The organism is Oceanotoga sp. (assembly GCF_030445905.1).
Classification (GTDB): domain Bacteria; phylum Thermotogota; class Thermotogae; order Petrotogales; family Petrotogaceae; genus Oceanotoga; species Oceanotoga teriensis.
The window spans coordinates 48637-74341 of sequence record NZ_JASUSU010000002.1; the positions used below are offsets into that span (position 1 = coordinate 48637).

The following is a 25705-nucleotide window of genomic DNA, read 5'->3' on the forward strand; positions in this document are numbered from 1 at the left end:
AAAAATCAGGATATTTTCCTGATTTTTTTATTCTTTTTTATTTATACCTAAAATTATTATTATAATTCCTAAAAAAAATAGAAAAACTTCACCAAACCCGCCAAGATTACTCATATCATCGATTAATATAAATCCAGAAATTAGTATTATACTTAAACCGAGTATACAAATTTTTAGCCCTTTCATGAAAACACCTCCATATACTTATTAAAGTTTATCATATTTTATTTTTCTTAACAATATTTTGTAATATCTAAAAATAAAGATGAGAAAATAAGTTTAAATATTAAAGGGGGTGAATCAATGAAAAAAACATTTTTGTTGATTACTGTATTGGTATTAAGTGTATTATCATTTTCTCAGATAAAGTATGTTTTCTTTTTTATTGGAGATGGGATGGCTTTGCCACAAATAAATTCTGCGGAACTCTATCTTACCAAAATTAATAACAAAGACACGAAATTGCAAATGAGCAAATTTGAAGCGCAGGGTATGACAACAACATATTCTCAAGATTCTTTTATAACAGATTCAGCAGCAGCAGGTACTGCTTTAGCAACTGGATATAAAACATTATCAGGTGTAATTAATATGAATGCTGATAAAACGATCAAATATGAAACTATCGCTGAAAGAGCCAAGAAAAATGGAATGAAAGTGGGTATAATATCTTCTGTTTCACTTGATCATGCTACACCAGCAGCGTTTTATGCACATCAATCTTCAAGAAGTAATTATTATGAAATAGCTATGGAACTTGTTGAAAGTGATTTCGATTTTTTTGGTGGTGGTGGAATAAAGTATCCTAAAGGAAAAAGTAAAAACGAAAAAGATTTTTATGAATATGCTGAAGAAAACGGATATAAAATATTAAATACAGAAAAAGAATTTGATAATTTTGAAGATAAAAATCAAAAAGTAATAATAATAAATGAAGATTTATCAAGCGGTTCTGCGATGAAGTATGATATAGATAGACAAGATGAATTCTCTCTTTCAGATATAACAAAAAAGGCTATAAATATTCTTGATAATGAAAAAGGTTTTTTTCTAATGGTTGAAGGTGGAAAAATTGACTGGGCTGGACATGCAAATGATGCAGTTACAAATATATATGATACATTAGCTTTTGATGAATCTGTGAAAAAAGCTTATGAATTTTATGAAGAGCATCCAAATGAAACTTTAATAATAGTTACTGGAGATCATGAAACAGGTGGAATGACTATAGGTTTTGCTGGAACAGCTTACTCTACATATTTTGATAGAATTAATAATCAAAAAGTATCTTTTGAAAATTTTGATCAAGTTTTATCGAAATATAAAAAGCAGAATGCATCATTTGAAGATATTAAACATTTAATAAATGAGAATTTTGGATTATTTTTTCCAGAAGATAAAGAAAAAGCTAAAGATAAAGGTATGATATTGAACGATTATGAAGTAAAAAAAATAAAACAAGCATATGATATGTCATGGAAAGATAAAGTGCCAAATACTGAATATACATACTTATTATATGGTGGATATGAACCATTAACTATAACTTTAACTCATATATTAAATGAAAAATCTGGAATATCTTGGACTACATATTCTCATACAGGGGTTCCTGTTGCAACATTTGCACAAGGATATAATTCAGAAATGTTCAATGGATATTATGATAATACAGATATAGCGAAAAAATTATTTCAAATAATAGGGTAATAGTGTAAAATATACAGTTATTATTATGCAGGGATTTATCCCTGCACTTTTTAATTAAGGGGAGTGAATGATTTGAAAATGAAATTAAATATAAATAATGAAAATTTTTTCGTAATTTTTCTATTAATGATAAATGTATTACTCTTTTATATTCCAGTTAATGAAACAAAAAATAATTATGAATATTATAAATCTGAAGTTATTTCTGTAGATAATTCTGAAATTCAACAGTTTGGAATTATAAAACAAGGCGAACAATACGTTGAATTAAAAATACTTAATGGGGAAGACAAAAATAAAATAATTATTTTAAGCAATATTTTAATCGGTAAGATGGAATTAGATAAAAATTTTAAGATTGGAGATAAAGTTTTAATAGAAAAAAACACTAATTCTAATAGTTTAAACTATTCTATAGTAGATTTTTATAGAGCAGATTCACAAATATTATTAATATTATCATTTTCTATAATACTCATATTAATATCGGGCTGGACCGGAGTAAAATCATTACTTTCATTTACAACAACTATTCTATTTCTATGGAAAATAATGATACCTCTTTTTTTAAAAGGTTATAATCCAATAATAATATCTTTGTTAATAGTTTCGATGTTAACATTTATAATAATTTTTTTGGTTGCAGGATTCAACAAAAAAGGTCTTATTGCTTTTTTGGGAGCTATTTCTGGTGTATTAATAACAATAATAATATCTGAATTGTTTTCAAGACCATTTTATATAAACGGTTCTGTAAAACCATTTTCAGAAACTTTACTTTATTCTGGGTATTATATGCTTGATTTAAATAAATTATTTATAAGTGGAATTTTTTTAGCTTCTTCTGGGGCAGTTATGGATATTTCGATGGATATTTCTGCTTCTATGAATGAGGTGAAAAATAAAGCAAAAAATATAAATTCTAAAGAACTTATAAAATCCGGTTTGAATGTTGGAAAAGCAGTTATAGGAACAATGGCTACTACATTACTTTTAGCCTATTCAGGAGGATATGCAACTTTATTAATGGCTTTTATGGCAAAGAATACTAATGAATTTGCACTAATAAATATAAATTATATATCTTCAGAGATCCTTAATATAATAGTGGGAAGTTTTGGTTTAGTACTTACAGCACCATTAACAGCAATAATAGGTGGATTTATTTTAAGCTTTGAAAAGAAAAATATAATAAAAATTAACAAAAAAGCAAAAAATGTTTCTAAACTTGAATTGTAGAGCTTTTAAGGCATAGGAGAAAACTTAAAATTTTTTAAGTTTTCTCTTAAATATTATTTAGAAGTAATTTTTAACTATTGTTGATAAAATAAAAAAAAAGTGTTATAATAAAAAAAGAAAAATGACCATTGGTCAGAAAGGTGATCTAATGAAAGAAAAAATTCCAGAAAAAATAAATAAAGAAGAAAAACGTCTAATGATAATAGATGCATCTGAAAAATTATTTTTTGAAAAAAATTATGAAGATACAACAATGACAGAAATAGCTAAAAATGCAGGAATAGCTAAAGGAACATTGTATCTTTATTTTTCAAGTAAAAAAGATCTTTATTTTTCTGTTGTTGTAAGAGGTTTAAAACTAATAGAAGATTTAATAAGAAAAAATATAAAAACATGTCATACCGGTATAGAAAAAGTTGTAATGATGGGAAAATCTTATGTAGAATTTTATAAAGAATATCCTGATTATTATAATTTAATAGTAAATTATGAGTCTCAAAAAGCACATTTGAATCCAGAAGATCCTCTTGTGAGACTTTCTTATGAAAAAAGTGAAATGATATTTGATTATTTAAGTAAGTCAATTATAGAAGGAATAAAAGATAAAACTATAAGAAAAGATGTAGATCCACAAAAATTAGCTATGGTCTTGTGGACTCAAACTACAGGAATGGTTCAGCAAGTAAAACTTAGAGAAATACTTTATAAAAAATGGAGTAATACAACTCCTGAAACTATACTTGATTATTATATAGAGTTAACAAAAAAAACTCTACAAAATAATGAAAGTTAGCCATTGGCTAATTTTTATTTTAAAACAAAATGACCAACGGTCATTTTGTTTTAAATGATTATGACCATTGGTCATAACATTAATTTAATATTTTATTTTAATTTACAGGAGGCTTAAAATGAGAAGAGTAGCTATAACAGGTTTAGGAACTATAAATTCTATTGCAAAAAATATAAACGAATTTGAAACAAGTCTTAGAGAGATGAAAATAGGTATTGATAATATAACCCAATTTGATACTGAAGATCATAAAGTCACTATTGCAGCTGAAATAAAAAATTTTGATCCAAAAGATTATATGGATAGGAAAAAAGCAAGAAGGTATGATAGAGTTTTGCAGTTAGCTATGATAGCTGCTGAAGAAGCTATTAAAAATTCAGGATTAAATGATGAGAATGATGAATGGAGAGAAAATGCTGCAGTTATAATAGCTTCTGGGATAGGTGGATTTAAAACTCTTTATAATGAATTTAATAATATGAATAAAAAAGGGCCAAAATTTGTTAGTCCATTTTTGATTCCAATGATGATAGCTGATATGCCTTCTGGAGTAGTTTCAATAGAAAATAATTTAAAAGGTCCTAATTTTTCTACTATGAGTGCCTGTGCATCTTCAGTTCATGCTTTAATAACTTCAGCTATGCTTATAAAACATGGATATGTTGATATTGCTGTTGCTGGTGGAACAGAAGCTTGCATAGATCCAATACCAATTGCGGCTTTTGCAAATATGACAGCATTATCTCAAAGAAATGAAGACCCAAAAACTGCTTCAAGACCTTTTGATTTAAATAGAGATGGTTTTGTTATGGGGGAAGGATCTGGAGTTCTAATACTTGAAGAAGAAGAACATGCATTGAAAAGAGGGGCTAAAATTTATGGATATCTTGAGGGATTTGGTATGACAGGAGATGCATATCATATAAGTAAATCAGATCCTGAAGGAAAAGGTGCTGCAAAAGCTGTTCAACTTGCTTTAAATATGGCAAATATAAAATCAGAAGACATAGATTTAATAAATTGTCATGCTACAAGTACACCTGTTGGAGATAAATCAGAAAAAATAGCTCTTGAAAGTGTTTTTAAAGAAAACATATCAAAACCTTATATTCAATCCACTAAAACTCTTATAGGTCATAGTCTTGGAGCGGCAGGAGCTATTGAATTAATAGCCAGTATAATTCAAATGGAAAAAGGTTTTATTCATGGTATGCCAAATTTATTTGAAATTGACGATGATTTTAAAGATTTAAATATAGTGAAAAAAACTGTTGAAAAAGAAACTAAGATTATGTTAAAAAATTCTTTTGGATTTGGTGGACATAATGCATCGATTGTTTATACCAAGAGGTAGGTGAACTTATGAAGATTGGAATAGTAACGGATAATACATGTAATATATCAAAAGAAAAACTTAAAGAATTAAATATTGGTTATGTGCCATTATATATAAATAAAGAAGATGAATTTATAAAAGCAAATAGACTTGATTTAGAAGATTATTATGAATTTATAAAAAATTCAAATTATGTTCCTAAAACTTCACAACCATCTGTTAAAGATTTTGAAGAAGTTTATACTTATATGATACAAGAGTTTGATTATATAATTTCTGTTCATCTTTCGGCAGTTTTAAGTGGTACATTTAATTCAGCTTTGATGGCGGCAAATATAGTAAATTCGGATAAAATAAAAGTTATAGATTCTAAATTAGCTTCTTGGGCTCTTGGTTTTTTAATTGAAGATTTAGAAAAAAAAATAAAGAATGATGAAAAAAATTTAGAAAGTATAATAAATTTTTGTAAGAATTATTATAAAAGAGTTAAAGTTTATTTCAGTGTTGGAGATTTAAATTATCTTTATAAAGGTGGAAGAATAGGAAAAGCGAAAAGTCTCATGGGAGGACTTTTAAAACTTAAACCAATATTATCATTGAACGACGGAATATTGACACCCGTTAAAAATATTAGAGGGATGAAAAAATTAAATAAGGAAATAGTTGATATGAGTTTTGAAAAAAATAAAAATATTGAACATATAATGGTTTTACATACTAATAATAAAGAAATTGCAGAGGATATATATTTAAATATTAAAAATAAAAACATAGATCTTGAAATAAGAAAAGATTATATAGATATTGTCATTGGAACACATTTAGGTCCAGATTCTGGAGGTCTTATAACTGTTTGGGAGGAATCTTAATGCTTATGAACATAGATGAAATAATGGAAATTTTGCCTCATAGATATCCGTTTTTATTAGTAGATAATGTGATTTCTATGGATGAAAAATCAATAAAAGCTGAAAAAATGGTCAGTATAAATGAACCGTATTTTCAAGGACATTTTCCGATGTATCCTTTAATGCCAGGTGTTTTACTTGTTGAAGGAATGGCACAAACAGCTGGAATTCTTCTTTTAAAAGATTATAAAGGACAAAATGTTATACCTTTGTTTATAGGTATAGATAATTGCAGATTTAAAAAAGAAGTAAGGCCTGGTGATAGAATTGTATATGAAGTTAGAATTATTCAAAGCAAAAAAGAAGTTTATAAATTAGAAGCAAAAGTTTTTGTAAGAGAAAAACTTGCAGCTAAAGCTGAAATCATGGCTGGAATAAAAAGGTAAGGTGAATTATTATGGATTTTTCTGAAAATTCTATAGTTAAACTTTTAAATATAAAATATCCCATTATCGAAGGTGGAATGGCTTGGGTTGGAACAGCTAAACTTGCTGCCGAAGTTTCAAATGCTGGAGGACTTGGAACTATTGGTTCTGGAAGTATGACACCAGATATTTTAAAAGAACAAATAAAAAAAATAAAAGAACTTACAAATAAACCTTATGCAGTAAATATTATAATGATAAATCCTTTTATTGAGGATATAATAAATATTGTAATAGAAGAAAAAGTGCCTGTTGTTATAATGGCGGCTGGAAATCCAGGAAAATATATACCTATTTTAAAATCAAATAATATAATAACTGGTGCAGTTGTTTCATCTGAAAATCTTGCTTTAAGGCTTGAAAAAAAAGGAATAGATTTTATAGTAGGTGAAGGGATGGAATGCGGTGGGCATATAGGTGATGTTACCACTATGGTAATAATACCAAAATTAGCCTCTATTTTAAAGATTCCTGTAATTGCAGCCGGTGGAATAGCAGATGGAAGAGGTATGGCGGCAGTTTTTATGTTGGGTGCGAGTGGAATTCAAATGGGAACAAGATTTATAGCTTCTTATGAATGTGAAGCACATGAAAATTATAAAAATAAAATTTTAAAAGCTGGTATAAGAGATAGTGTTATAACTGGAATAAAAATGGGACATCCAGCGAGATCTATAAAGAATAAATTTGTGAAAAATATAAATAAGATAGAATCTGAATCAATAGAAGAAGCAGAAAGACTTTTAATAGGAAGTTTAAAAAAAGCTCATATTGATGGAGATAATGATAATGGTTCTTTTATGGCTGGACAAAGTGTTGGATTAATAGAAAATATAAAAAGTGTTAAAGAAATAATAGAAGATTTATGTTCTGATATGGATTATACTATTAAAAATTTTTCGGGGGTGTTATCTAAATGAAGGCTTTAATTTTTCCAGGACAAGGATCTCAAAACTTATCTATGGGTAAAGAATGTATGGCTCTTGATGAAAGATATGAAAAATATTTTGATATAGCAAATGAAATTTTAAATTTTGATATAAAATCTATAATATTTGGTGAAGATATAAATCAACTTACATTAACTGAAAATGCTCAACCTGCAATACTCATATGTAGTTATATAAAGTACATTCACAATGAAAGTAAGTATTTGAATATAAAAGCTTTAGCTGGACATTCTCTTGGCGAATGGACAGCACTTGTAGTTTCAGGAGTTATAAGTTTTGAAGAGGCAGTTGAAGCTGTTCATAGTCGAGGTTTATTTATGAGTAATGCATGTGAACCTAATAAAGGAAGTATGGCTGCTGTTTTAGGAATGAAAATAGAAGAAATAGAAAAAATTTTAAACAATTATGATGATGTTATAATAGCAAATTATAATTCTCCAATGCAAACAGTTATAAGTGGAGAGACAGAACAATTATTAAAATCTATGGACGAACTCAAAGAAAATGGTGCAAAAAGGATAATAAAATTAAATGTTAGTGGCCCATTTCATTCACATCTTTTGAACAAAGCTGAAGAGAATATGAGAATCAAATTAGAGAAAATAAATTTTAAAACGCCAAAAATTCCAATTGTTCAGAATGTAAATGCAAAATTTGAAATAGATCCATATATAATAAAAGAAAATATTATAAAACAAATAACAAGACCTGTAAAATGGGTAGAAAGTATAGAAAATATGAAAGAAAATGGAATAGATGAATTTATAGAAATAGGACCATCAAAAGTTTTAAGTAAAATGATTAAAAATATACTCATGGATGTAAAACTTGAATATGTTTAGGAGTGAATTTATGAATTTAAAAGATAAAATTATTTTAATTACGGGTGCATCAAGGGGTATAGGATTTGAAATAGCGAAAAAATTTATTGAAAATAATGCGATTGTAATAGCCATATCAAGAGATGAAAAAACATTGAATGAAAATAAAAATGAACTTAAAAATTATATACCTTATCCTTTAGATATAACAGATTCTGAAGGAATAAAAAATTTGAGTACATTTTTAAAAGAAAATTTTGAAAAAGTAGATGTTCTCATCAACAATGCGGGAATTACAAAAGATAATTTTTTGATAAGGATGAAAGAAAAAGATTTTGATGATGTTATAAATATTAATTTAAAAGGAACCTTTCTCATGACAAAGGAAATATCAAAATTTTTTAAAAAACAAAAATATGGTAATATAATAAATATTTCATCAATTGTTGGAATAGAGGGAAATTCTGGTCAAACTAATTATTCTGCTGCAAAAGCTGGAATAATAGGGATGACAAAAACATGGGCAAAAGAACTTACTCTAAGAAATGAAAATATAAGAGTTAATGCAATAGCTCCAGGTTTTATAAAAACAAGTATGACAGAGAACTTATCTGAGACAGTATTAGAAAAAGTTAAGGAAAAATGTTTAATAAAAAGACTTGGTGAAGCTGAAGACATAGCTAATCTTGCTTTATTTCTTGCATCTGACAGATCGTCTTATATAACTGGACAAATTATAAGAGTGGATGGAGGATTAAGTATATAAAAGAGGTTGAAAACAAAATGATAAATCATTTTAGAATAGGAGAATTAAACATAAAATATCCAATAGTTCAAGGAGGAATGGCTGTTGGAATATCTTTAGATAATTTGGCTTCTTCCGTTGCAGAAGCAGGTGGAATAGGGGTAATAGGTACGGCAGGTATAGGATTATTTGAAGATGAAAAAAATTATAAAAAAGCTTGTATAGATGCATTGAGAAAATATATAAAAAGTGCGAAAGAAAAGACTAAAGGTGTTGTTGGAGTAAATATAATGGTAGCATTAAATAATTATGCGGATATGGTTAAAACATCTATTGATGAAGGAATAGATATAATTTTTTCTGGAGCTGGATTACCTTTAGAACTACCATCATATTTAAAAAAAGATAGTAAAACAAAATTAGTTCCAATAATATCATCTTTAAAAGCAGCTCAAGTAATAGTTAAAAGATGGATTAGGAAATATAATTATTTGCCAGATGCTTTTGTTTTAGAAGGACCCAAAGCTGGAGGACATTTAGGATATAAATATGAAAATATATTTGAAAAAAATTATAGCCTTGAAAAAAATATACCAGTATTAAAAAAGTATATGAAAGAATTAAAAGATAATTATCAAAAAGAAATTCCAATAATTGCAGGCGGAGGAATAAACTCCAAAGAGGATGTAGAAAAAGTTTTGAATCTCGGTGCAGATGCGGTTCAAATGGGAACAAGATTTATTGCAACATATGAATGTGATGCTGATATTAATTTTAAAAAAGCTATAATTAATGCAAATGAAAAAGATTTAACAATAATAAAAAGTCCTGTAGGTCTTCCAGGTAGAGCTATAAAAAATGAATTTATAGAATCTTTTAGAAAAGGAGAAAAAAAGCCATTTATATGTAATTATCATTGCATAAAAACATGTGATTTTAAAAATACTCCTTATTGTATTGCTAGAGCTTTGTATAATGCAGCTAAGGGGAATATAGAAGAAGGCTTTGTTTTTTCTGGTTCTTCAGTTGATAAGGTAAATAAAATTCAAAAAGTAAAAGAAATCATAGAAGAAATTTTTGAGGAGGATAAAAATGAGTAGAGAAGAATTATTAAAAAAGGTAGTTTCTATAATATCAGAAAGTTTAGATATTGAAGAAGAAAAGATAAAAGAAGATTCAAGATTAATAGAAGATTTAGATGTTGATTCATTGGAATTAGTAGATTTAACAATGGATTTTGAAACAGAACTTGAGGTAAATATAGAAGATTCTCAAGTTGAAAATATAAGAACGGTAAAGGATATAGTAAATATACTTCAAGAAAAATTAAATTAATAAAAATGAGGATAATTTTATAATTATCCTCATTTTTTTATTTTTCATATACAATGAAATATTTTTCATGATTTATCGAAATAATCCTAAATAAAAAGATATAGCTTTAATAAAAGACAATAATTATTAATAATCTTAAAAATCGAGATGAAAAAAATTTCATTAACTGTTGTATAATAAAAATGGGAGAATATCAAAGGAAAGGGGAGAGTTTATGAAAGTATTAATGACTGGTAATGAAGCTACTGCCAGAGGTGCTTATGAAGCAGGAGTTACATTTGCGTCGGCATACCCTGGAACTCCAAGTACAGAGATTTTAGAAAATCTTGCAAATTATAAAGAAGTTTACTCTGAATGGACTCCAAATGAAAAAGTTGCAATTGAAGTTGGAGTTGGAGCATCTATTGCAGGTGCAAGAAGTTTGTCTGCCATGAAACATGTTGGCTTAAATGTTGCTGCAGACCCTATGTTTACTTATGCATATTTAGGAGTTAATGGAGGATATGTTATAGTAACTGCTGATGATCCTGGTTTACATTCATCGCAAAACGAACAAGATAATAGATATTATGCAAGACATGCTAAGATGCCTTTAATAGAGCCATCAAATTCTCAAGAGGCAAAAGATTTTTTAAAGGAAGCATATAAAATATCAGAAAGATTTGATGTTCCAGTTTTATTCAGATTAACAACTAGAATATGTCATTCAAAAAGTGTTGTAGAACTTGAAGAAAGAAAAGAAGTAGAAAAGAAACCTTATAAAAGAAATATATCTAAATTTGTTGCAACACCAGCAGCTTGTAGAAAGCATCATGTAGAACTCGAAGAAAAGTTAAAAAAATTAGAAGATTTCTCAAGTAATGATACTTGGTTAAACAGAGAAGAAATAAATAACTCAGAAATAGGAATCATAACTTCAGGAATTTCTTATGAATATGCAAAAGAAATTTTTGGAAATGAAGCTTCATACTTAAAATTAGGAATGAGTTTTCCTATACCAAAAGAAAAAATAAAAAATTTTTCTTCCAAGGTAAAAAAACTTTATGTAATAGAAGAAAATGAACCTTTTCTTGAAACAGAAATAAAAGCTATGGGGATAAATGTTATAGGTAAAGAGAAAATACCTTTAACTGGGGAATTAAATCCAGATATAATAGCTGAAAAACTATTGGGAAAAGAAAATAAAAAAATTTCTATTAATCCGGAAATGATAGTTCCTAGACCTCCTACACTTTGTTCAGGCTGTCCACATAGAGGATTATTTTTTGAATTAAGTAAAAGAAAAAATGCAGTTATAACAGGTGATATAGGTTGTTATACTCTTGGTTCAGCAGATCCTTTAAATGCTATGGATACAGTTATATGTATGGGGGCTGGAATATCTGCAGCTCATGGTTTTTCAAAAGTATTTGAAAAATCTGGAGAAGAAAAAGAAATTTTTGGTATTGTTGGAGATTCAACATTTTTTCATTCGGGTATAACAAGTCTTATAGATATCGTTTATAATAAATCAAAAGTTATATCTATTATACTTGATAATAGAGTTACAGGAATGACAGGACATCAAGAAAATCCTGGAACTGGTTATACTTTAATGGGAGAAAAGACGGAAGAAATAGATATAGAAGCTATTGTTAAAGCTGTAGGAATAAAACATGTTAAAACAGTTGATCCTAACAAACTCGATGAAGTTAGAAGTGCTATAAATGAATTTACAGTATTAGAAGAACCTTCAGTAATAATAACTAAATGGCCTTGTGCATTAAAAAAACTAAGAGAAGAAGAAAAACAAAAATATAAAATTAAAACGGTTAGATATCAAGTAAATCATGAAAAATGTAAAAAATGTAAGATGTGTTTGAAGGTAGGTTGTCCATCAATTTCTTTTGACAAAAATGTAGGATCTATAATAGATATAAATACCTGTGTTGGATGTTCAGTTTGTGCACAAGTTTGTCCTTTTGATGCAATAGAAAAGGCAGGTGTTTGATATGATTAAAGAAACTAAAAATGTTTTACTTGTTGGTGTAGGTGGACAAGGAATAATTTTAACTTCAAAGATAATATCTACAGCACTTTTAAATGCTGGATACGATGTTAAAATGTCTGAAGTTCATGGTATGGCCCAAAGAGGTGGATCTGTTACAACTCAGATAAGATATGGAGAACAAGTTTATTCGCCCATAATCGGAAAAGGGCAAGCCGATGTTTTAATATCATTTGAAAAAATGGAAGCTATGAGATGGATTGAATATTTAAAACCTGATGGATTATTGGTTATAAATGATCATGAAATCCAATCAGCACCTATACTTTCAGGAAAAGCAGAGTATCCAGAAGGAATAATTGAAGAATTAAAAACAAAAGTTAAAACCTTAATAATTCCAGCTACTAAAATTGCGATAGAATTGGGAAATATAAAAACACAAAATATAGTACTTCTTGCACCTTTGACAAAGGCTTTGGGTCTTGAAAATATAGATTGGGAAGAATCAATAAAAAATAATGTTAAAGAGAAATTTATAGATATGAACTTAAAAGCTTATAAAAAAGGACTTGAAATATCCTAAAATAATACCCGGATTTTTAATAATCCGGGTTATTTATAGATCGGGATTTATTTCGTTTGATACTGTAGAAACTATTATTTTAGTATCATTTCCAATTTTAAAAAGCTCTAATACTATATCTTTATAATCTTTTTTCCATACAGTTTTTAAAGTTGCTTGATTGTTGTCAAAAGCATTTTCAAGTTTTCCAATCCAAAAACTGTTACTATAATATATTTCATCTTCATCGGGATTTCCATAAATTTCTATTAATTTGCTCTTTATTTTTTCATAGTCTGAAATCCAATATTTTGCAGAATAATGAACTACTAAGAAATCAGAAATAGTTTTATAAAATAAATCATCATAAAAAAAATAAAAAGAATCTAAAGAGTATTCATTAAATTTTTCTCTGAATAAAAGATAATCCACATCTTTTTTCAATAATAATTCTTTATTATTTTGTTCTATAAAATCTCTTGTTGATCCAAAATATATATCATCATACATTCCATAATATTTTTTTTCTTGTTCTACAAAAGACCAACTACCATTCTCATCAAGTTTTACTTCATTATCATAATATGTAAAAACACTCAAAGGTATAAAAATTAATATAAAAAAAATCAAAAAATTTTTAAAAATGCTATCACCCACCTTCAGATATAAAATCGACTATAAAAATAAAAACTTAAAAAATAAGAGATATTTATAAAACGAAAGATAATCAATTATAATCTAAAATAAATAACAATAACCTATTTAAAATGTAATTTAATTATTAATAATTATAATGTATAATTAAAATGAGAGATGATTCACTTTTACAAAAAGTCGAAAATAAAGTTTATAAAAGTAAAACTAAAGTGAATATTTTCACTTATATAACAAATAAGGAGGTATAGCTGTGAACTTCAACTTGACAAAAGAACAGGAAATTGTAAAAAAAATGGTAAGAGAATTTACAGAAAATGAAGTAAAGCCAATTGCAGCTGAGATAGACCAAACTGAAAGATTTCCTATGGAAAATGTAGAGAAGATGAAGAAATATGGTTTTTTTGGTATGAATATGCCAAAAGAATATGGTGGTGCTGGAACAGATGAAATGAGTTATGTATTAGCTGTAGAAGAGTTATCAAGATATTGTGCTACAACAGGAGTAATTCTTTCTGCACACAATTCTTTAGCTTGTTGGCCTATATATAAATTTGGGACAGAAGAACAAAAACAAAAATACTTAGTTCCTCTTGCAAAGGGTAAGAAATTGGGTTCATTTGCATTAACAGAACCAAATGCTGGAACAGATGCTGCTGGTCAGCAAACTTTCGCAAAAAAAGATGGGGAAGATTGGATAATAAATGGATCAAAAATATTTATAACAAATGGTAAGTATGCGGATATATATGTTATTTTTGCTATGACAGAACCTAGTAAAGGAACTAGAGGAATAAGTGCCTTTATAATAGAAAAAGGAATGGAAGGTTTTTCAATAGGTAAAATAGAAGACAAAATGGGAATAAGAGGATCAGCTACCGCAGAACTCATATTTCAAAATTTAAGAGTACCTAAAGAAAATATGTTGGGCCAAGAAGGAAAAGGTTTTAAAATTGCTATGCAAACTTTAGATGGCGGAAGAATAGGTATAGCTGCTCAAGCATTAGGTATAGCTCAAGGTGCAATGGATGAAACTTTGAATTATATCAATCAAAGAGAACAATTTGGCAGATCTATAAGTAAATTTCAAGCATTACAATTTAATATAGCTGATATGGAAACTCAAATACAAGCTGCAAGACTATTAGTTTATCAATCTGCTCAGGCAAAAAATGATGGACAACCTTATTCAAAGCTTGCGGCTATGGCAAAATTATTTGCTGCTGAAACAGCGATGTTTGTAACTACAAAAGCAGTTCAACTTCATGGTGGTTATGGATATACTAAAGATTATCCAGTTGAAAGAATGATGAGAGATGCTAAAATTACAGAAATATATGAAGGAACTTCTGAAGTTCAAAGAATGGTTATAGCAGCTAATACGATAAAGTAAAAAGGAGGAAAATAAAATTGAAAATAATAGTTTGTGTAAAGCAAGTACCAGACACAACAGAATTAAAAATAGATCCTATCACAGGGACATTAATTAGAAAAGGTGTACCAAGTATAATGAATCCAGATGATAAAAATGCATTGGAAGAAGCTTTAAAGATAAAGGATGAAAATAAAGATACTCATATAACTGTAATTTCTATGGGACCTACTCAAGCTAAAGAAGTTTTGAATGAAGCATTGGCTATGGGTGCTGATGAAGCAATATTGTTGAGTGATAGATTTTTTGGTGGTTCTGACACATGGGCAACATCAGAAACAATAGCAGCTGGAATAAAAAAAATAGGTGATTTCGATATAATTTTTGCTGGTAGACAGGCGATAGATGGTGATACTGCACAGGTAGGACCTCAAATAGCCGAAAGATTAAATATACCTCAAATAACATACGTTAAAAATTTTAAAATAAATGAAGATAAAATAATTGTTGAAAGAGCTTTAGAAGATGGTTATGAAATAATTGAAACACAAACACCTGTTTTATTGACAGCTATAAAAGAATTGAATAAACCAAGATATATGAATATGGCGGGAATATTTGAAGCTTTTGGAAATGATAAAGTAAAAGTTTGGGGACTCGATGATTTAGATGTTGATAGAATGAATATAGGTTTAAAAGGCTCACCAACACAAGTAAAAAAATCTTTCACACCTGAACCTAAAGGTAAAGGACAGATGTTAGAAGGAAATAATGAAGAAAAGGCACAGAAATTAATAGTTGAATTGAAAAGAAAACACGTATTATAAGGAGGTAAGAAAATGGCTTATGTAGATCCTGCTAAAAATGAACATTCTTTATATAAAGGAGTATGGATATTTGCAGAGCAAAGAGAAAGAAAATTAATGCCTGTTGTATATGAACTTCTTGGCGAAGCAAGAAAAATGGCGGATAAATTAAATGTAGAAGTAGTAGCCGTATTGATAGGAGATAAAGTTGAACACTTAAGTCAAGATCTTATAAATCATGGTGCAGATGAAGTATTGCTTTATGAGAATAAAGCTATAAAGAATTATACTACTGAAGCTTATTCAAAAATAATATCTAAAATGATAGAAGAAAAGAAACCAGAGATAATTTTATTGGGAGCAACACATATAGGAAGAGATTTAGCACCAAGAATTGCTGCAAGAACGGCTACAGGGTTGACAGCTGATTGTACAAATCTTGAAATAGATGAAGAAGATGGAAAATTACTTATGACAAGACCGGCATTTGGTGGAAACATAATGGCTACAATAGTTTGTCCAAATCATAGACCTCAGATGTCTACTGTTAGACCTGGTGTTATGAAAAAAGCAGAAGAAGATAAATCGAGAAGTGGGAAGATCACAAAATTTGATTATGCTTTAAACGAAGAAGAAATAAGGACAAAAATAATAGAGATAATAAAAGAAGCTAAACATGATGTAGCAATAGAAGAAGCAGAAATAATAGTTGCTGGTGGAAGAGGTTTGGCTAAAAAAGAAGGGTTTGAACTTTTAGAAAGGTTAGCAAAAAAACTTGGTGGTGTTGTAGGAGCTTCAAGAGCTACAGTTGATTCAGGATGGATATCTCAAGCTCATCAAGTTGGGCAAACTGGTAAAACAGTTAGACCTAAATTATATATAGCATGTGGAATTTCAGGTGCCATTCAACATATAGCAGGGATGAAGGACTCAGAATATATAGTTGCAATAAACAAAAATCCAGACGCTGCTATATTTAAAGTAGCTGATTATGGCATAGTGGGAGATTTATATGATATTATTCCAAAAATTATAGATTCCATAGATAATATAGATGAACTTGAAAAAATTATTTGATAAGGGGGTAGTCTTATGACGTATGCAGAAATAGAATTGGGACATGTTTATGAAGAAAAAACAAAAATTTCATCAACTGATGTTAATACTTTTGCCGAGATAAGTGGAGATAAGAATCCTCTTCATATAGATGAAGAGTTTGCAAAAAAATCTATATTCGGTCAAAGAATAGCTCATGGAATACTTGTTTTAGGAAAGATATCAGCTGTTCTTGGAATGAGATTTCCAGGCAATGGAACTATTTATATGCAACAATCAGCAAAGTTTAAAGCTCCAGTATTTTTAGATGAAGAACTCACTGTTAGAATTGAAGTAAAAGAAAAAATCGATGAAAAATTCAGATTGATTTTAATAACTCAAGTTATTAAGGAAGATGGAAAAGTTGCTATAGATGGAGAAGCTTTAGTACAATTTAAAAAATAATAAAATAATAAAATAATAAAATAAAAAAATGAGAAATGTATTAAATACATTTCTCATTTTTTTGTCATAATAATTAAATCTAAATATTTTGTATTATTCATGATTAAAGCCTTTAAAGACTATATTTGTTAAAAAATCATATATAATATGAAATTTTAATTAATAAAGATAAATGATATAATTAAAAATAGATAAATGAAAAAAATTTCATAGTGTGAAATTAAAGTGATAAAGTTTTCGAGGAGGTTTTAATATGGAACAAGTTATTATAAGACTTAGAATGAGTCAGGCAGATGCTCATTATGGTGGAAATCTTGTTGATGGTGCTAAAATGCTTCAATTATTTGGAGATGTTGCAACAGAATTACTGATAAGAAATGATGGAGATGAAGGATTATTTAGGGCTTATGAAAGTGTAGACTTTTTAAATCCTGTATATGCAGGAGATTATATTGAAGCAACTGGTAAAATAATCAAACAGGGTAAAACTTCCAGAAAAATGGAGTTTATTGCAAGAAAAGTTATATCTCCAAGACCAGATATAAATGATTCAGCTGCCGATCTTCTTGAAGATTCAATAGTTGTTTGTAAAGCTGTTGGAACATGTATAGTCCCTGCTGATAAACAAAGGAGATGATGCTATGGAAAAATTAATAATTACTGCTGCATTAACTGGAGCTGAAGTAACAAGAGAACAGCAACCAAATCTTTCTTTGACTCCGCAGGAAATAGCGGATGAAGCTTATGAATGTTATAAAGCTGGCGTTTCTATAGTTCATGTACATGCAAGAGATAAGAATGGAAATCCTTCACAGGATTTCGAAATATATAAAGAAATTTCAAAAAAAATAAAAGAAAAATGTGATGTTATTTTTCAACCTTCTACAGGAGGAGCTGTATGGCATTCTTTTGAAGAAAGAATGCAACCTCTGAAATTAAACCCTGAAATGGCAACACTTTCAGCTGGTACATGTAATTTTGGAGATGATATTTTTGTGAATTCTAAAGAATATATAGAAAAATTTGCATTAGAAATGAAGAATAGGGGTATTAAACCAGAAATAGAAGTTTTTGAAAGAGGAATGATTCAAAATGCAATAAATTTAAACAAAAACGGATTGATTGAATCACCTATGCATTTTGATTTTGTTATGGGAGTTCCAGGTGCGATACCAGGAAATATAGATGATTTGGTATATATGGTTAATAAAATACCAGAAGATGCAACTTGGACAGTTGCAGGAATTGGTAGATTTGAATTATCACTTGCAGTACATGCAATTCTTATGGGGGGACATGTCAGAGTTGGATTTGAAGATAATATATATTATAAGAAAGGTGAAAAAGCTTTATCAAATGTTCAACTAGTTGAAAGAATAGTTAGAATTTCTAAGGAAATTGGTAGAGAAATTGCAACACCAGATGAAGCTAGAAAAATATTAAACATTAAAGGGAGTTGATCATATGAAATTGGGAAACCCATATGGAACACATAGAGTTATAGAACCTAAGGGAGCTTTGCCTCAGCCAGCAAAAAAAATAAATAATGATATGAATATATATTCTAATGAAATCTTATTAAATGTTAAGACTTTGAATGTAGATTCAGCAAGCTTTACACAAATAAAAAATGCTTGTGATAATGATGAGAAAAAAATAGAAAATATGATTTTAAATATAGTCAATGAGAGAGGTAAACTTCAAAATCCAGTTACTGGTTCGGGTGGGATGCTCATAGGAGAAGTTTTAGAAATAGGAGATGATTTCCCAGATAAAGATTTATGTGTTGGAGATAAAATAGCCACACTAGTTTCTTTATCTTTAACTCCTTTGAAGATAGATCGTATTTTAAAAATTAATAAAGATACTGATCAGGTTGATATCATTGGAAAAGCCATTCTTTTTGAGAGTGGTTTGTATGCAAAAATTCCCGAAGATATATCCGAAAAATTATCTTTAGCTGTTTTAGATGTTGCAGGAGCTCCTGCACAAGTTAATAAACTTGTTAAAGACGGTCAAAATGTTTGTATAATAGGTGGCGGAGGAAAGTCTGGAGTGCTTTGTGCATATCAAGCTAAAAAGAATGCAAAAAATGGAAAAGTAATAGTTGTTGAATACTCCAAAGAAAATGCTGAAAGACTTAAAAAACTCGATATTGTTGATGAAGTTGTAGTAGCAGATGCTACAAAGCCTGTTGATATATATGAAAAAATTTGTGATATTACAAACAATGAATTATGCGATGTTGTTATAAATAATGTTAATGTTGAAAATACCGAAATGTCTTCTATTTTAATAACAAAAGATGAAGGAATAGTTTATTTTTTTTCTATGGCTACATCATTTACTAAAGCAGCTCTGGGTGCTGAAGGTGTTGGAAAAGATATAAATATGATCATTGGTAATGGATATACTAAAAATCATGCAGATTTGAGTTTGAATATTCTTAGGGAATCAAATAAAATAAGGAATTTATTTGAAAAATTATATATTTAGGGGGAGATAAGATGCGGTCATATAAAGATATCTCTTTATGGAAAGATATTAACGATGAACAATGGAATGATTGGCATTGGCAAATAAAAAATAGAATAACTGATGTTGAATCATTAAAAAAAGTTATAAATTTAACTGAAGATGAAGAAGAAGGAGTGAAGAATGCACTTAAAACATTGAGAATGGCAATAACTCCATATTATGCCCTTTTAATGGATCCAAATGATCCAAAAGATCCGATAAGAAGACAGGCAGTTCCAACTGGAAAAGAATTGCTCGTGGATAGGTGGGATATGTTGGATCCGTTGCATGAAGATGCAGATTCACCTGTTCCTGGTTTAACACATAGATATCCAGATAGAGTTTTATTTTTGATAACAGACATGTGTTCTATGTATTGTAGACATTGTACGAGAAGGAGATTTGCTGGTCAAACTGATTCAGCAAGAACAAAAAAAGAAATAGATGCGGCTATAGAATATATAAGAGAAACTCCTGAAGTTAGAGATGTTTTGTTATCTGGAGGAGATGCTCTTCTTGCAGGAGTACAAATGCTTGAATATATAATAAAAGAATTGAGAAGTATTCCTCATGTTGAGATAATAAGAATAGGAACAAGAGCTCCTGTTGTTTTACCTCAGATAATAACTCCTGAACTTGTAAATATGTTAAGTAAATATCATCCTATATGGATTAATACACACTTTAATCATCCAAAAGAAATAACTCCTGAATCTACAAAAGCATGTGAAATGCTTTCAAATGCTGGAATACCTCTCGGAAATCAGAGTGTTCTATTAAAAGGAGTTAATGATAGTAAGTATATAATGATGGAATTAGTTCATCAACTTGTAAAGATAAGAGTTAGACCATATTATATATATCAATGTGATTTATCACAAGGTATAGGTCATTTTAGAACATCTGTTAGAAAAGGACTTGGAATTATGGAAAGTCTTATAGGTCATACATCTGGTTATTGTGTTCCAACTTTTGTTGTTGATGCACCAGGTGGTGGAGGAAAGATAAGACTTATGCCACAATATATGGTTTCAGAAAGTGATGGAAGTGTTATTTTAAGAAATTATGAAGGGGTTATAACTACATATCATGAACCAGAAGATACTAAAACAGATGTAAATGATTCTGAATATAGAAAAAAATATGAATTAAAAGGTGTTGCTGCACTTTTTGAGGCTAAAGATGGAAAGATAAGTCTTGAACCTGAGAATCTCGATAGAGGTAATAGAGTTAAAGAATGGAAGAAAAAACATAGTTTATGATGAGGGAATAAAATATGGATTTAAATTTGAATTTTAAAAGTATTTCTGTTGTTGGATTAGAAAAAAATACTGGAAAAACAGAAACTTTGAATTATCTCATAAAAAAATTAAATAAAACCAAAATTCTTGGTTTGACTTCAATAGGAATAGATGGTGAGAAATGTGATCAAGTTACTTATACATCAAAACCTGAAATAAAAATAAAAGAAAATATGATCTTTGCGACTTCTGAAAAACATTTTTTACAAAAAAAATTCAATGCGGAAATCTTATATGTTTCAAACAGTAAAACATCCCTTGGAAGAATAGTTATTGCAAGAAGTCTTGAAAATGGGCTAGTATTATTATCTGGCCCATCTTCAACTTATAAAATGTATGAAATCATAAATAAAATAAAAAATTATAATTCAGATACAGTTTTAATAGATGGTGCGATTTCAAGGCTTTCTCCATCATCACCATTCATAACAGAATCTATGATCTTAACCACAGGAGCTGCAGTTTCTTTAAATCAAAAAGAACTGGTGAAAAAAACAGTGCATGTTTTTAATCTTATAAATATAAACCCTTATAAAGGATTATACAGTGAAGAGTTTAAAAAATATGAAGAAGGTATATTTTATATTAAAGAAAATAATTTTTATAGATTGAATATAAAAACTCTTTTAAACATAAAAAATTTGAATAAAGATATTTCAGAATATTCATATAAGATATATACTACGGGATCATTAACAAATAATTTTATTAAATATTTAATAGAAAGAAAAGATACCGGAAAATTCGAAATTATAGTAAAAGATTATACAAAATTATTTCTGAGTTCAGAAATTTTTTTGCTTTTTTTAAAAAGGGGAGGAAAATTAAGAGTCTTAAAAAAACCAAATTTAATTGCTATAACTGTAAATCCAGTTTCTCCACAAGGTTATATTATGAATAGTGATAATATAGTTTCAGATTTGAAAAATTATATTGATATACCTATTTTCGATGTTAGAAAGGTTGATTAGATGTATAAAAATAAAGAAATTAATTTTATTTTAAAAGATATGAATTTATATTCGCCAATTGGATGCAAATATATAGAAAAATTAAAATTTATGACCAATATTGAGGATATAGAAAATGAATATGAAAGAATAGAAATAATGAGAAATTATATTAAAAATATTAATTTAATAAATCCTCTAAAAGTTTCTTTGTCTCATATTAAAGATATTGAAAATACAATATATAAATTATCCGATTCAAATTTATTTTTTAATGATATAGAGTTATTTGAAATAAAAAATTTTTGTATATATTGTGAAGAAATTTATAATTTGAAAATAGATTCCATAGAAAACTTATTTCCAAAAAGTACAAAAAATTTAATAAATCTTTTAGATCCAGAAAAATATGGATTAAATTCTTTTTATATTTATAATTCTTATTCAGAAGATTTAAAAGAATTAAGAAAAAAGAAAAAAATTTTTCAAATAGAAGGCAAAGAAAATGAAGAAGCTTATTTGAACCTTTTGTATGAGGAAAGTAAATTAGAAGATTTGATAAGAAAAAAATTAACGGATATTATCAGAAAAGATTTTAAAATATTAAAAGAAAATTTCGAAAAAATATCTTACTTGGATTATTTGATAGCTAAAACAGAATTAATAGAAAAGAAAAAATTTGTTAGACCAAGATATTCAAAAAATAATACAGTTTATAAAGGTCTTTTTAATCCTAGAGTTTTAGATATTTTAAAAAATAAAAATAAGAATTATCAGTCGATTGATGTGAATATAAATCATAAATTAAATATCATAATGGGTGCCAATATGACTGGAAAAACAGTCTTTTTAAAATCTTTAGCAATTTCCCAATATCTTTTTCAATATGGTTTTTATGTTCCAGCGGAGAATGCTTGTTTAGATGTATACGATGATATCATAATAAATATAGGTGATTCTCAGAATATAGAGAAGGGCTTATCCTCTTATGCTTCTGAAATATTGAAAATAAACGAAGCATTGAAAAGGTTAAAAAAAGGTGAAAAATTATTTATAATTTTTGATGAATTTGCAAGAACAACTAATCCTGAAGAAGGTGTTGCAATAATAAATGGAACTTTGAAGACTTTTTATAATTATAATTGTACATTTTTTCTTTCTACTCATTATAGTGGAATCAATTATGAGAATGTTGATTTATTTACAGTTAAAGGGCTAAAGAAAGATATTTTAAATCTAGAGTTAAAAGCAAATGAAATTGAAAAGTATATAGATTATTCAATTTTAAAAATAGAAGATGAAAAAATGGTATCTAAAGATGCTATTAATATAGCAAAAATTTTAGGGGTTGATGAAGAATTGATTTTTAATTCTATAGAAAGTCTTGAATGAAAGGAGATATATTATGCGAGAGAGTAAATTGGGATTAAATTGGAAATATGTAGATGAAGCAAGAAGTAGTGCAAAGAATATAGCTGAAAAAGTTCAGGGTTTCGTTGATGTATATTCAACCGTTTCAGTTGAAAGAACTATATGTAGATTTTTTGAAATAGATGGAGTGAATGATGAAGATATACCTTTGCCAAATGTACTTATAGATCATTTAAAAGAGAATAATAGTTTAAGTAGTGGTGCAGCTTTTTATATTTCTAATGCTATGATTGAAACTGGTATGAAACCTCAAGAAATAGCAGAAAAGATATCTTCTGGAGATTTGAATATAACTAAACTCCCGATAAATGATTTTAATAAAATAAAAGAAAATATAAATCCATTAGTAAAAAGTATGGTCAAAAGAATAAAAGAAAATAAAGAAAAAAGAGATGAATACATAAAAAATATAGGTGAAGGTAAAAAACCATATCTTTATGTAATAGTTGCAACTGGAAATGTTTATGAAGATGTTGTTCAAGCACAAGCAGCAGCAAGACAGGGAGCAGATATAATAGCAGTTATAAGATCAACAGGTCAAAGTTTATTAGATTATGTTCCTTATGGACCTACAACTGAAGGTTTTGGAGGAACTATGGCAACTCAAGAAAACTTTAGAATAATGAGAAGAGCTCTTGATGAAGTTGGAGAAGAAGTTGGAAGATATATAAGACTTGTGAATTATGCTTCTGGTCTTTGTATGCCAGAAATTGCAGGTATGGGGGCAATGGAGAGATTAGATGTTATGCTAAATGATGCATTATATGGTATATTATTCAGAGATATAAATATGCAAAGAACAATAATAGATCAATATTTTTCGAGAGTTATAAATGGATTTGCTGGAATTATTATAAATACTGGAGAAGATAATTATTTAACTACTGCAGATGCTTATGAGGAAGCACATACTGTTTTAGCTTCTGATTTCATAAATGAACAATTGGCATTGATTGCAGGTATTCCAGAAGAACAGATGGGACTTGGGCATGCTTTTGAAATGAGTCCAGATATAGAAAATGGATTTTTGTATGAATTAGCTCAAGCCCAAATGATAAGAGAGATATTCCCAAATGCACCTTTAAAATATATGCCACCTACAAAATATATGACTGGTAACATATTTAGAGGACATGTACAAGATGCATTATTCAATGTGATATCAATATGGACGAATCAAGGAATACAACTTCTTGGAATGCTCACTGAAGCAATTCATACTCCTTTTATGTCAGACAGATATTTATCAATAGAAAATGCTAAATATATATTCAATAACATGAGAAATCTTGGAGATGAAATAGTGTTTAAAGAAAATGGAGTTATACAGAAGAGAGCGAATCATGTTTTAGAAAAATCAAAAGATCTTTTAAAAACTATAGAAGGAGAAGGTCTTTTTAATGCACTTGAAAAAGGTGTTTTTGCAGATGTTAAAAGACCTAAAAATGGTGGTAAAGGTCTTAATGGGGTTTTTGAAAAGGATAAAAATTATTTTAATCCATTTATTGAAGAAATGTTAGGGGCTGATAAACGATGAGTGGAGGTTTATATTCATTAAATAAAAAAGATTATGATAAAACTTTAGATTTGAAAAATGTAAAACCGTATGGAGATACTATGAATGATGGTAAAATTCAATTGAGTTTTACATTACCAGTTCCATATGGAGATGAAGCTGTTGAAGCTGCAAAAATACTTATGAGAAAAATGGGATTTCAAAATCCTCAAATAGTTTTTTATAAAGAATTAAATAAAGGATTTACTTTTTTTAATGCTTATGGAGAATGTCCCCATGCAGTAGATTATACAGTTATTGAAGTGCCTAAAGTTAAAGTTGATAAAATGTCAATGGAAGAAATAGATGATTATATAAAAAATAATATAGGAAGAAAACTTGTTGTAATAGGTGCTAGTACTGGTACTGATGCACATACAGTTGGAATAGATGCTATAATGAACATGAAAGGATTTGCTGGTCATTATGGCCTCGAAAGATATGAGATGTTCGATGCTTATAATATGGGATCTCAAGTTTTAAATGAAGATCTTATTTCTAAAGCTATTGAATTGAATGCAGATGCCATATTAGTTTCTCAAACGGTAACCCAAAAAAATATTCATATTCAAAATATGACAGAGTTTATAGAGCTTGCAGAAGCTGAAGGAATAAGAAAAAAGACTATTTTAATAGCTGGTGGTGCGAGAATTAATCATGAACTTGCAAAAGAAATAGGTTTTGATGCGGGGTTTGGGCCAAATTCTTTTGCTGATGATGTTGGTGCATATATAGCTAATGAAATAGTGAACAGAATGAAAGAGGATTAATATTTAAATTATATAAAATTAGGACTCTATTTTAGAGT

At 28.2% G+C, this 25705-nt stretch carries 27 protein-coding genes; 25 read left to right on the forward strand and 2 right to left on the reverse strand.

Annotation, left to right across the window (positions count from 1 at the left end; all coding sequences use genetic code 11):
• Positions 1-27: 27 nt before the first annotated feature.
• Positions 28-186, reverse strand: a complete 159-nt coding sequence (locus tag PWP28_RS00860) for a hypothetical protein (protein WP_170110815.1) — start codon at positions 184-186, stop codon at positions 28-30.
• Positions 187-303: 117 nt separating this feature from the next.
• Between PWP28_RS00860 and PWP28_RS00865 the strand changes: the two genes are divergently transcribed.
• The 13 genes from PWP28_RS00865 to PWP28_RS00925 all read left to right on the forward strand — a co-directional run bounded on the left by PWP28_RS00865 (position 304) and on the right by PWP28_RS00925 (position 12832).
• A complete protein-coding gene (locus PWP28_RS00865) occupies positions 304-1710 on the forward strand; it encodes an alkaline phosphatase (protein WP_109604246.1) in 1407 nt (468 codons plus the stop codon).
• A gap of 78 nt (positions 1711-1788) precedes the next feature.
• A complete protein-coding gene (locus PWP28_RS00870; protein ID WP_109604289.1) occupies positions 1789-2949 on the forward strand; it encodes a YibE/F family protein in 1161 nt (386 codons plus the stop codon).
• 148 nt (positions 2950-3097) lie between these two features.
• Positions 3098-3742: a TetR/AcrR family transcriptional regulator gene (locus PWP28_RS00875; protein ID WP_308644060.1), complete on the forward strand. Its 645-nt coding sequence runs from the start codon at positions 3098-3100 to the stop codon at positions 3740-3742.
• Between the two features lie 118 nt (positions 3743-3860).
• Positions 3861-5096 (forward strand): beta-ketoacyl-ACP synthase II, encoded by a 1236-nt coding sequence (gene fabF, locus PWP28_RS00880; protein WP_308644061.1) that lies wholly within the window; start codon positions 3861-3863, stop codon positions 5094-5096.
• A gap of 8 nt (positions 5097-5104) precedes the next feature.
• Positions 5105-5947, forward strand: a complete 843-nt coding sequence (locus PWP28_RS00885) for a DegV family protein (RefSeq protein WP_264149692.1) — start codon at positions 5105-5107, stop codon at positions 5945-5947.
• A gap of 5 nt (positions 5948-5952) precedes the next feature.
• The gene (fabZ, locus tag PWP28_RS00890) at positions 5953-6372 is read left to right on the forward strand and encodes a 3-hydroxyacyl-ACP dehydratase FabZ (protein ID WP_109604290.1); all 420 of its coding nucleotides are present in this window, start codon (positions 5953-5955) and stop codon (positions 6370-6372) included.
• Between the two features lie 11 nt (positions 6373-6383).
• Positions 6384-7331, forward strand: a complete 948-nt coding sequence (locus tag PWP28_RS00895; protein WP_308644062.1) for a nitronate monooxygenase — start codon at positions 6384-6386, stop codon at positions 7329-7331.
• On the forward strand, positions 7328-8203 hold the full coding sequence (gene fabD / locus PWP28_RS00900; RefSeq protein ID WP_264149693.1) for an ACP S-malonyltransferase: 876 nt from the start codon (positions 7328-7330) through the stop codon (positions 8201-8203). The genes PWP28_RS00895 and fabD overlap by 4 nt, the downstream gene beginning before the upstream one ends.
• A gap of 10 nt (positions 8204-8213) precedes the next feature.
• On the forward strand, positions 8214-8948 hold the full coding sequence (gene fabG, locus PWP28_RS00905; protein WP_308644063.1) for a 3-oxoacyl-[acyl-carrier-protein] reductase: 735 nt from the start codon (positions 8214-8216) through the stop codon (positions 8946-8948).
• 17 nt (positions 8949-8965) lie between these two features.
• On the forward strand, positions 8966-10027 hold the full coding sequence (locus tag PWP28_RS00910) for a nitronate monooxygenase (protein ID WP_308644064.1): 1062 nt from the start codon (positions 8966-8968) through the stop codon (positions 10025-10027).
• Entirely contained in the window at positions 10020-10262 is a 243-nt protein-coding gene (locus PWP28_RS00915) for an acyl carrier protein (RefSeq protein WP_109604254.1), read from the forward strand. The genes PWP28_RS00910 and PWP28_RS00915 overlap by 8 nt, the downstream gene beginning before the upstream one ends.
• A 214-nt stretch (positions 10263-10476) precedes the next feature.
• A complete protein-coding gene (gene iorA, locus PWP28_RS00920; RefSeq protein WP_264149695.1) occupies positions 10477-12252 on the forward strand; it encodes an indolepyruvate ferredoxin oxidoreductase subunit alpha in 1776 nt (591 codons plus the stop codon).
• A 4-nt stretch (positions 12253-12256) separates the two neighbouring features.
• Positions 12257-12832: an indolepyruvate oxidoreductase subunit beta gene (locus PWP28_RS00925; protein WP_109604291.1), complete on the forward strand. Its 576-nt coding sequence runs from the start codon at positions 12257-12259 to the stop codon at positions 12830-12832.
• Between the two features lie 33 nt (positions 12833-12865).
• On the opposite strand, the gene PWP28_RS00930 is transcribed toward PWP28_RS00925, so the two are convergent.
• The gene (locus PWP28_RS00930) at positions 12866-13441 is read right to left on the reverse strand and encodes a hypothetical protein (protein WP_109604256.1); all 576 of its coding nucleotides are present in this window, start codon (positions 13439-13441) and stop codon (positions 12866-12868) included.
• Between the two features lie 277 nt (positions 13442-13718).
• Between PWP28_RS00930 and PWP28_RS00935 the strand changes: the two genes are divergently transcribed.
• The 12 genes from PWP28_RS00935 to PWP28_RS00990 all read left to right on the forward strand — a co-directional run bounded on the left by PWP28_RS00935 (position 13719) and on the right by PWP28_RS00990 (position 25667).
• A complete protein-coding gene (locus PWP28_RS00935; RefSeq protein WP_109604257.1) occupies positions 13719-14858 on the forward strand; it encodes an acyl-CoA dehydrogenase in 1140 nt (379 codons plus the stop codon).
• 17 nt (positions 14859-14875) lie between these two features.
• Positions 14876-15664, forward strand: a complete 789-nt coding sequence (gene etfB / locus PWP28_RS00940) for an electron transfer flavoprotein subunit beta (protein WP_109604258.1) — start codon at positions 14876-14878, stop codon at positions 15662-15664.
• A 12-nt stretch (positions 15665-15676) separates the two neighbouring features.
• Positions 15677-16720: an electron transfer flavoprotein subunit alpha/FixB family protein gene (locus PWP28_RS00945; protein ID WP_109604259.1), complete on the forward strand. Its 1044-nt coding sequence runs from the start codon at positions 15677-15679 to the stop codon at positions 16718-16720.
• Positions 16721-16735: 15 nt separating this feature from the next.
• Positions 16736-17143 carry a MaoC family dehydratase gene (locus PWP28_RS00950; RefSeq protein WP_109604260.1) on the forward strand — a complete coding sequence of 136 codons (408 nt, stop codon included), beginning with the start codon at positions 16736-16738 and terminating at the stop codon, positions 17141-17143.
• Between the two features lie 253 nt (positions 17144-17396).
• The gene (locus tag PWP28_RS00955; protein ID WP_109604261.1) at positions 17397-17780 is read left to right on the forward strand and encodes a hotdog domain-containing protein; all 384 of its coding nucleotides are present in this window, start codon (positions 17397-17399) and stop codon (positions 17778-17780) included.
• A gap of 4 nt (positions 17781-17784) precedes the next feature.
• A complete protein-coding gene (locus PWP28_RS00960) occupies positions 17785-18603 on the forward strand; it encodes a 3-keto-5-aminohexanoate cleavage protein (RefSeq protein ID WP_109604262.1) in 819 nt (272 codons plus the stop codon).
• A gap of 4 nt (positions 18604-18607) precedes the next feature.
• Positions 18608-19639 carry a zinc-binding dehydrogenase gene (locus tag PWP28_RS00965; protein WP_305081800.1) on the forward strand — a complete coding sequence of 344 codons (1032 nt, stop codon included), beginning with the start codon at positions 18608-18610 and terminating at the stop codon, positions 19637-19639.
• Between the two features lie 11 nt (positions 19640-19650).
• Complete coding sequence (gene ablA, locus PWP28_RS00970; protein ID WP_305081799.1) at positions 19651-20922, forward strand: lysine 2,3-aminomutase; 1272 nt, start codon at positions 19651-19653, stop codon at positions 20920-20922.
• A 14-nt stretch (positions 20923-20936) separates the two neighbouring features.
• Complete coding sequence (locus tag PWP28_RS00975) at positions 20937-21932, forward strand: hypothetical protein (protein WP_240597494.1); 996 nt, start codon at positions 20937-20939, stop codon at positions 21930-21932.
• A complete protein-coding gene (locus PWP28_RS00980) occupies positions 21933-23303 on the forward strand; it encodes a DNA mismatch repair protein MutS (protein WP_308644065.1) in 1371 nt (456 codons plus the stop codon).
• A gap of 13 nt (positions 23304-23316) precedes the next feature.
• Entirely contained in the window at positions 23317-24879 is a 1563-nt protein-coding gene (locus tag PWP28_RS00985) for a lysine 5,6-aminomutase subunit alpha (RefSeq protein ID WP_264149703.1), read from the forward strand.
• On the forward strand, positions 24876-25667 hold the full coding sequence (locus PWP28_RS00990) for an OAM dimerization domain-containing protein (protein ID WP_264149704.1): 792 nt from the start codon (positions 24876-24878) through the stop codon (positions 25665-25667). Before PWP28_RS00985 ends, PWP28_RS00990 begins: the two co-directional genes overlap by 4 nt.
• Positions 25668-25705: the final 38 nt, after the last annotated feature.